We start from the raw sequence: 8,008 nt of genomic DNA on the forward strand, positions 1-8,008 counted from the left end.
CGCTGCCTTAACTACAACTATCCCCCGATCGTCCGCATGACCAACACCTGGATCGAACGCGGAAAGACACCTGTGCAGGAGCTATTTCGCGACATCCCGGAAGGCGTTTACGCTCGCAACTGGCTGGGTGGTATGACCAATGGTGAAATGTTCACGTTTGCAGCCGGGGAAGCCTGGATGATTCGCGACGGTAAAATTGCCGAGCCTGTCCGCGACGTCACTCTATCGGGAAATGCGTTCAAGACGCTGGCAGATATTGAGGCGATCGGCGATGATTTCTTCTGGGATGAGTCGGGCGGATGTGGCAAAGGCGGACAGAGCGGACTTCCAGTTGGCTGTGGCGGTCCGAGTTTGCGGATTCGCGATGTCGTCGTGGGCGGGGAAGCAATGGAGTAGGGAAGACGCCCTTGGTGCAGTCGAGAAATTGATCGCGCTCCGATCGACGTTTCGTTGTTGAGTTAGTTTCAGTCGCAGTTATTGAGCTGGCTGCTTGAAGGATTGAGCGGACTCAGCACCTATTGGACAGATGTTTTATTAGACAGACGTACTCTGCAATCTCCTTAAATAACGGCAGATGCAGAGGCTCTGCTAGATGTTCATTCGAATGGGAGTACATAGGGATTGGTTGCGTAGTAGCCACGATCGCGGCGGCAGCTACACAACCAAAGGCTCGTATCGCTTCCAAATCGCTACGGTGACATTCTGCCGCGTCGCTTGCGGGCTTGCATAGCTCGCTCCAGCATCTCCAACATGCCGGGACCTGATTGTTCTAGCCGCAGCAGTAGGCGTTCGCCTTCCATAATGTCGTCTGGATCGCCCGGATCTTCGCCAGTGTCCATCACAGCTTTCAGTCGCGGTAGCGCAATTTCGTCTACCAACTCGATTAAACTGTTTAGGCAGCGATTGAACTGCCGCTCGGTAAGAGTTGAGTCTTCCAGCGGAAATTCAATAATGGCGCGGATTTCCCCATCTGAAGGGTCGTACTCCCACTGCAACATTTTGGTTTCCCAAGAGATGCAAAGCATCGCTTGCAGAATTGCAGTTTTGTGAGGGTGATCTTTAACGCCAGACAGGACGCGAGGAGCAAACAGTTCAAAAAATTCTCCATTCTCCTCAAGCTGGATAACAACGAGAAAATCCTCGACGTTGTCGGCGTAAACGCCCAGCAGAATTCGAGTCTCTGCTTCGTCTACGCGGTACTTCCAGCCTCGTTTGTCTAGGTAACCCGCAATTTGTTGTACCGTAGCGCCCATAAGTAAGGTATTTGAGCCTGCAAGCGTTACTGTAGGGCTAGCTGTGCGGTACGGTCAACCTGAGGGGCTGTTGAATCAGTGCAGCGTCGATCTGTGCTCGCAGGTGCTCCAGAGTTGCAGAGTTGTCTAGAATCACGTTTGCACGGGCGAGCTTTTGCTCGATCGCCATCTGACTGTTAATCCTGGCGTGCGCTTGATCTAAACTCAGCTGATCGCGCTGCATCAGTCGCTCTGCTTGCTGCTGATTCGGACAGTGTACTACCCAAATTTCCGTAACCAAGTCGGTCATACGCGCCTCAAACAGCAGCGGAATCACCAGCACGATCGGCTTGTCTTTAGCGGACACCTGAAGCATCGCTTCAAAGCGATCGCGGACAAAGGGATGAATCTGCTGCTCCAGCCACAGCCGCTCGGCTGAACTATTGAAGATAATTTCGCCTAGGCGATGACGGTCTAGCGTACCGTCGCCACGCAGGAGTCCAGAGCCGTAGCGATCGGCGATCGCGGCAAGAATTGGGGAACCTGGTTCAACCGCTTCTCTTGCAAAGCAATCGGCGTCTAGAACCGTGAGGCGATGGACCGCAGCAATATAATCGGAGACAGCCGTCTTGCCCATGCTAACGCCACCCGTTAGCCCGATAATCCGCTGAGGAGTTTCGACTGAATCGTGGCGAGTGCTCATAAGTCGTCAATGCACCGATACACAAACTATAGCGATCGTTAGAAAAAAATGCTTGGTGGTATGGCTTACACTGCCATTCTGAGGCACAGGCGGTACCTCTAGGTCTGTTTATAGAATCTATAAGTGCTGGATTACTTCACGTCGGCGTGCTAAGCGCGATCGCCCCTTACAATAGAGACGATGTACAGCACCCAGTTCAGATTCACATCATGCTGCTAAAATCCACCACTCGGCATATTCGTATTTTCACGGCAACGGTTGAAAACAACGAGCTAGTTCCGAACGACAACGTGCTGACACTGGATGTTGACCCAGACAACGAGTTGAACTGGAATGACGATGCTCTGCAAAAGGTGTACCGCAAATTTGATGACCTCGTGGAGTCTTACAGTGGTGCAGATTTGACAGACTACAACATTCGCCGCATCGGATCTGATTTAGAGCACTTTATCCGATCGCTGCTGCAAAACGGTGAGGTGTCCTACAACCTGAACAGCCGCGTTCTAAACTACACGTTTGGACAACCGCGCGTTGTACCAACCGAATCATAAATCGTTAAGAATCTTAAATAATTTCTGAGTCAGAAATTGTAAGCCGTAGCGAGAGAATGTTGCTTAAAGCAGGCAATTCATCGGCATTCTCGCGTTGCGGCTTCTTTATTGCAGCCAGGATGAAAATGTAGGCGCGGAGCGATCGCTTCAAAATTTTTAATGAAAACGCTCATCAAATCGGTCTACCGTAACAATCTAGGTGGCTATTTGCATTTCAGAACACAACGTAACAGTCGCACGTCATCCATAGATTGGAAGATTTAGCATGAGCAGTAATTTGGCGAAGAAATTACGTGAGGGCACTAAAAAAGCTCACACGATGGCTGAGAACACGGGATTTATTGCCTGTTTTTTGAAAGGGGTTGTTGAAAAAAACTCTTACCGCAAGCTGGTGTCCAACCTCTACTTCGTCTACACGGCGATGGAAGAAGAATTGGAGCGGCATCACGATCACCCAATTCTTTCCAAAATTTACTTTCCGGAACTGAACCGCAAATCGGCTCTAGAGCAAGATCTGTTTTTCTACTATGGTGCAAACTGGCGCGAGCAGTTTGCGCCCTCTGCGGCCGCCGAAGCCTATGTGCAGCGAATTCGGGAAATTTCCAACACTGCGCCTGAGCTAATGGTGGCTCACTCGTATACCCGCTATCTGGGCGATTTGTCAGGTGGTCAAATCCTCAAAGGAATTGCTCAGCGCGGCATGAATCTCGCGGATGGCGAAGGTACAGCGTTCTACGAGTTCAAAACCATTTCTGATGAGAAGCAGTTCAAAGCTACTTACCGTCAGGCAATGGATGACCTGCCTGTGGACGAAGCGACCGCCGATCGCATCGTTGCTGAAGCAAATGACGCCTTTGGTTTGAACATGAAGATGTTCAAAGAGCTAGAGGGCAATCTGGTCAAGGCGATCGGTCAAATGCTGTTCAACACCCTCACCCGCAAGCGCTCTCGCGGCGGCACCGAACTGGCAACAGCGGAATAGGGAACGCATAACTCAACCGTTTGAATTTTGAATTAAACAGAATCCTGGAGGCTTGGTGGTGTAGAAGCACGATCGAGCATTCAGGATTCTTAGCATTTTGCCGAATTTTCACTGTAGAATCCTCTCCACCCCCTTACTCTCTATCCTCCATGCCCACTAAACTCCCCGTCACTGTTATTACTGGCTTCCTTGGCAGCGGCAAAACTACCCTGATCCGGCATCTGCTACAGAACAACCAAGGGCGACGAATCGCTGTGCTAGTCAACGAGTTTGGCGAGTTGGGCATCGACGGTGAACTGCTAAAATCTTGCCAAGTCTGTCCCGAAGACGAGGAGAGCGCTGCAACGATCGTTGAACTGACAAATGGCTGTCTCTGCTGCACGGTGCAGGAGGAATTCTTACCGACGATGCTGGAATTGCTGAAGCGGCGAGACAATTTGGACTGCGTTTTAATTGAAACGTCCGGGCTGGCGCTGCCAAAACCGCTCGTCAAAGCCTTTCGCTGGCACGAAATCCGCCACGCTACAACGGTGGATGGCGTCATTACGGTGGTGGACTGCGAAGCGGTGTCATCGGGGACGATCGCTACCGACCTACAAGCGCTGGAAGCACAGCGTCAAGCTGACCCCAACTTAGACCACGAAACCCCGATTCAGGAGCTATTTGAAGACCAGATCGCCTGCGCGGACTTGATTGTGCTGAACAAAACCGATTTAGTCGATACAGCAACACAGGCGACTGTTATGGAGCGAGTGCGGCAGGAGTTGCCCAGAGCCGTCAAGATCGTGGCAAGTGAGCGTGGGCAGCTAGACCCCACGGTGCTGCTGGGATTCCAAGCCGCTGTCGAAGACGATCTGGCAAGCCGCCCCAGCCACCACGATGCGGAGGACGACCACGACCACGACGATGAGATTACGTCTGCTCACTTAATTTTGGATCGATCGTTCGACCCAGAGCGGCTGCGATCGCGCCTTGAAGCGCTGGTTCAGCAGCAGGAAATCTACCGCATTAAAGGATTTGTCGCCGTTCCGCAAAAGCCAATGCGTTTGGTCATGCAGGGCGTTGGCACCCGATTCGAGCAGTTTTACGATCGTCCTTGGCTACCCGATGAACTTCGCCAAACCCGCTTGGTCTTCATTGGTCGTGCTTTAAGTGCGGAGCAGATAGAAGCTCAATTAACCATGATATCGCTGCCTTAAAACGAGCTTTAGCTGTTAGCTATTAACCGTTAATTCTTTATCTGAACAGTATGCAGTGTAGTATACGGAGGGCCGCCTTCTAATGCGAAAAAGAATGTCAAGCAGAATTTAAGACGAACCTTATCTGTCGTGCTTCTCTTAACGTTTCTCAACCCTAAATCCTGATGCAACACGTCATTAAAGGATGGCTATTTGAGGACAATCTGCTGGAGTTTTACCGCTACGCACCGTGCCCTCCTGAATGGTTACCAGAACATTGCCATGAGGAATACCAGTTCTGTCTGAGCCTCGATTGTCCTGGGGAATATTACTACCGAGGTGCTCATTTGTGGGTGCCTACGGGAAGTCTTAGCGTCATTCATCCTGGAGAAATGCATACTGGACGCGATATAGAAGATCGCCAAACTGCTGCTACATTTCGGATGCTGTACATCAACTCTGACACCATCAAATCAGCAGTTTCAGAAATGGTTGAAGGAGAAATCGCTGCACCGTTTTTTCCAGAGCCAATAATTCTCAATACCGATCTCGCGCAGCATTTTTTAGAGTTTCATCACGCCTCGCAGGGAAGAGCTTCGAGGCTGGAACAAGACTCTCTACTGCTATCTTTACTGGCGCGCCTGATTACTAACCATGCAGAAACGGCGTTTGAACAAAGACCGATCGACACTGAGCGCGAAGCCGTTCGTCGAGTTCGTGATTATTTGCAAGACCAGTGTGGAGAAAATATCAGCCTCGATCGTTTGGCGCAAATTGCGGATTTAAGCCCGTACTACCTCAGCCGCGTGTTCAAAGCTGAGGTTGGAATTTCGCTAAAACAGTATCAAGCTCAAGTTCGAATTAACCGCGCTAAAACTCTGATTACTAGGGGAATTCCACTTCAGCAAGTTGCACTGGACACCGGATTTGTAGATCAGAGCCACCTGACGCATCACTTTAAGCGTTACACCCAAACTACACCAGGGCAATACCGCTTACAAGATCGCAAAAATCTACAAGACATGCCCGAATGAATCACCTATCCTTCAGAAGGAGAAGGTTAGGGAAGCAACGGCACTTTGGAATTCAAGGGTTGATGTTATCAGTAGCTTCTTGAATTTGCGCATTTGCAGAATAGAAATACAAGGTTTTTGAGCCTGTGGAAAAAATGTTGAAGAAATACAAGAGTACTATGAGACTTCACAACGCTTTTACACGTCGTGGATTTATCATTTCTGGAGCGGCACTTCTATCACTTTGCACCACAATTTCGATCGGTCGTGCTCAAAACACTAAAGCTCAAAAAGCTTCGTTTGATTTGAATGCTGCAAATCAACTTATTCGCCAAACAGCTTCATTAGCAGATCAGCGAAAATGGCAAGATCTTTCACGGCTTTTTTCGACTAAAGTTTTATTAGATTATGGGTATCCTGAGCTTCTCGGTCCTCAAGAGATTGTCGATCGCTGGCAACCACTGCTCTCAGAGTTTGATACTACATCCCATCAACTTTCACAAATTGAAGTAAGAGAGCAAGATGGACGGATTCTGGCAAGTTCACGCTTTTCTGCCAGCCATGTTTTGAAAGACGTTTTAGGTGGCGATCGTTGGACCTTAGAAGGTCGCTATGAGTATGAACTTGAGAATCAAGACGGTACGCTCAAAGTCATGCGAATGCGAATGATTCCAGAGAAATCGTCTGGCAACACGAAGGTTTTAGACGAAGCAAAACAGCGATCGGGTATTACCGAGCCAGTTCGCAATCACACAGTTGAACATGTCACCTTTGAAAGCGGTGGCGATACTCTTAAAGGCTGGCTCTACAAACCTGCTAACCCAAAAGCAAATGAAGTGATTATTGCGGCTGGGTCCTGGACAACCGTTAAAGAGCAGATGCCGATGCTGTATGCTAAGCGGTTTGCTGAAGAAGGATTGACTACGCTGATTTTTGATTTCCGTGGCTACGGCGAAAGTGAAGGACAACCCCGGCACTATGAGTCCCCACGCCGCAAAACAGACGATTTCAAAGCTGCCATTTCCTTTGTCTCAGGTCGCCCGGAGCTGAAGAAAGCGAAAATCACGATCCTCGGGGTCTGTGCCAGTGCTGGGTATGCGGCTCAAGCAACAGCCGAAGACACTAGAGTTAGCAGACTTGCCTTGGTGGCACCGTGGCTGCACAACCCTGAGATTGCCCGACGCAACTACACTGCTCGTCCTGGAGTCAGCCCGAACGGATACGATGGACTCCTCAACCAGGGACGAGATGCCCGTAAGATTTATGAGAAAACGGGTGAGGTCCGGTTTGTTGCCAGTGCGAGTACTAGTGACTCCTACGCCGCCATGTACATCCCCTCGCCTGGAATCTATGACTACTACTTCAACACGAACCGGGGACTGCTGCCGCAGTGGGGCAATCAATTTGCTGTCTTGTCTTGGACTGAATGGCTCACGTATGACTCCCATGCGTCAGCACCGCAAATCCGAGTGCCAACGGTCATTGTCCACTCTGAAAATGGTGCCATTCCTGACGGCGCAAAGGCGTTTATCAATGCACTAACTAACCAACCAAAGGTTCATTGGATTGGTGGCTCACAGCTTGATTTTTATGATGGCGAGGCAAAGATCCGCGAAGCTCTCGCATTCGTCACAGCGTTCATTAACGCACCTCAGGTGAGTTGAACCAGGTGTAGAACTCATTGGGCAGGAAGCTTGCCTGCCCAGCGTCACTTCTTAGCAGCCAAAGAGGCATTCCGTTGGAGTCACGCAGTCAATTTATTGACTTGAATTTTCAAGAAGCCGTAAGATGACGAGGAGTATTTTTGCAACTGGGCGATCGCTCAGTTGCTCACTCCTTCTGAACGTGTAGCGGACATTCACCGTGACTCGACTGGCTTCTCGACGCACCCTTATTAGTCTGACCGTGCTGCTGTCTGCGGGTCTTCACGGGGCACTGCTGATGATGCCTGTGCCTTCCTCGCCGCCCATTCCCGAAAAACTCACAAAAACGGTCAAAGTCTCGCAGTTGCCGCTGCTGAAACCGTCTCCCAAGCCATCTGTTAAACCATCTACCAAACCATCCACCAAATCACAGCCGAGCGCGAAACCGACGATCGCTCAGCCAAAGCGCTTGCAGTCGCCTGTGATTGCGCGATCGCCCATTTCCGATCGTCCCCCTGCTCCACGCTCAGCCCCAGCCCCTAGTCCGGCACCAGCCGCTAGCGCTGTTCCTACACCCAATCCAGCTCCTTCGGTTGAACCGCCATCGCTAGCGCAAGCGATTCAGCTTAACGGCGCGCAGCCAAGCTGTGGGGGTGCTTCAGACTGTTGGCAGATTGGGGAAACGCAATGGCGATCGATCGCCGGA

General features: G+C 50.5%; 8 protein-coding genes and 1 pseudogene. 7 read left to right on the top strand and 2 right to left on the bottom strand.

All coding sequences use genetic code 11. The annotated features are described in order from the left end of the window. Positions 1 to 396: metallopeptidase TldD-related protein (locus H6F43_RS04855; RefSeq protein ID WP_242025337.1), on the top strand; the 396-nt coding region annotated here is incomplete at its 5' end. Between the two features lie 293 nt (positions 397 to 689). Here the strand turns inward: H6F43_RS04855 and H6F43_RS04860 are convergent. Then, complete coding sequence (locus H6F43_RS04860) at positions 690 to 1,253, bottom strand: hypothetical protein (protein WP_190341213.1); 564 nt, start codon at positions 1,251 to 1,253, stop codon at positions 690 to 692. 37 nt (positions 1,254 to 1,290) lie between these two features. Beyond that, entirely contained in the window at positions 1,291 to 1,935 is a 645-nt protein-coding gene (coaE, locus tag H6F43_RS04865) for a dephospho-CoA kinase (protein WP_190341215.1), read from the bottom strand. A 209-nt stretch (positions 1,936 to 2,144) separates the two neighbouring features. On the opposite strand from coaE, the gene H6F43_RS04870 reads away from it, so the two are divergent. The 6 genes and pseudogenes from H6F43_RS04870 to H6F43_RS04895 form a co-directional block, all read left to right on the top strand. Beyond that, positions 2,145 to 2,486, top strand: coding sequence for an NAD(P)H-quinone oxidoreductase subunit M (locus tag H6F43_RS04870; protein WP_190341224.1), 342 nt, complete (start codon positions 2,145 to 2,147; stop codon positions 2,484 to 2,486). A 265-nt stretch (positions 2,487 to 2,751) separates the two neighbouring features. Continuing rightward, the gene (locus H6F43_RS04875) at positions 2,752 to 3,468 is read left to right on the top strand and encodes a heme oxygenase (biliverdin-producing) (protein WP_190341217.1); all 717 of its coding nucleotides are present in this window, start codon (positions 2,752 to 2,754) and stop codon (positions 3,466 to 3,468) included. Between the two features lie 149 nt (positions 3,469 to 3,617). Continuing rightward, positions 3,618 to 4,667: a cobalamin biosynthesis protein CobW gene (gene cobW, locus H6F43_RS04880; RefSeq protein WP_190341219.1), complete on the top strand. Its 1,050-nt coding sequence runs from the start codon at positions 3,618 to 3,620 to the stop codon at positions 4,665 to 4,667. A 164-nt stretch (positions 4,668 to 4,831) separates the two neighbouring features. Further along, positions 4,832 to 5,680, top strand: coding sequence for an AraC family transcriptional regulator (locus H6F43_RS04885; protein WP_190341220.1), 849 nt, complete (start codon positions 4,832 to 4,834; stop codon positions 5,678 to 5,680). Positions 5,681 to 5,838: 158 nt separating this feature from the next. Continuing rightward, positions 5,839 to 7,323: an alpha/beta fold hydrolase gene (locus tag H6F43_RS04890; protein ID WP_190341222.1), complete on the top strand. Its 1,485-nt coding sequence runs from the start codon at positions 5,839 to 5,841 to the stop codon at positions 7,321 to 7,323. Between the two features lie 199 nt (positions 7,324 to 7,522). Continuing rightward, positions 7,523 to 8,008: pseudogene (locus H6F43_RS04895) on the top strand (hypothetical protein); the annotation flags it as partial.

It is taken from the genome of Leptolyngbya sp. FACHB-36, from assembly GCF_014695955.1.
Classification (GTDB): domain Bacteria; phylum Cyanobacteriota; class Cyanobacteriia; order Leptolyngbyales; family Leptolyngbyaceae; genus FACHB-36.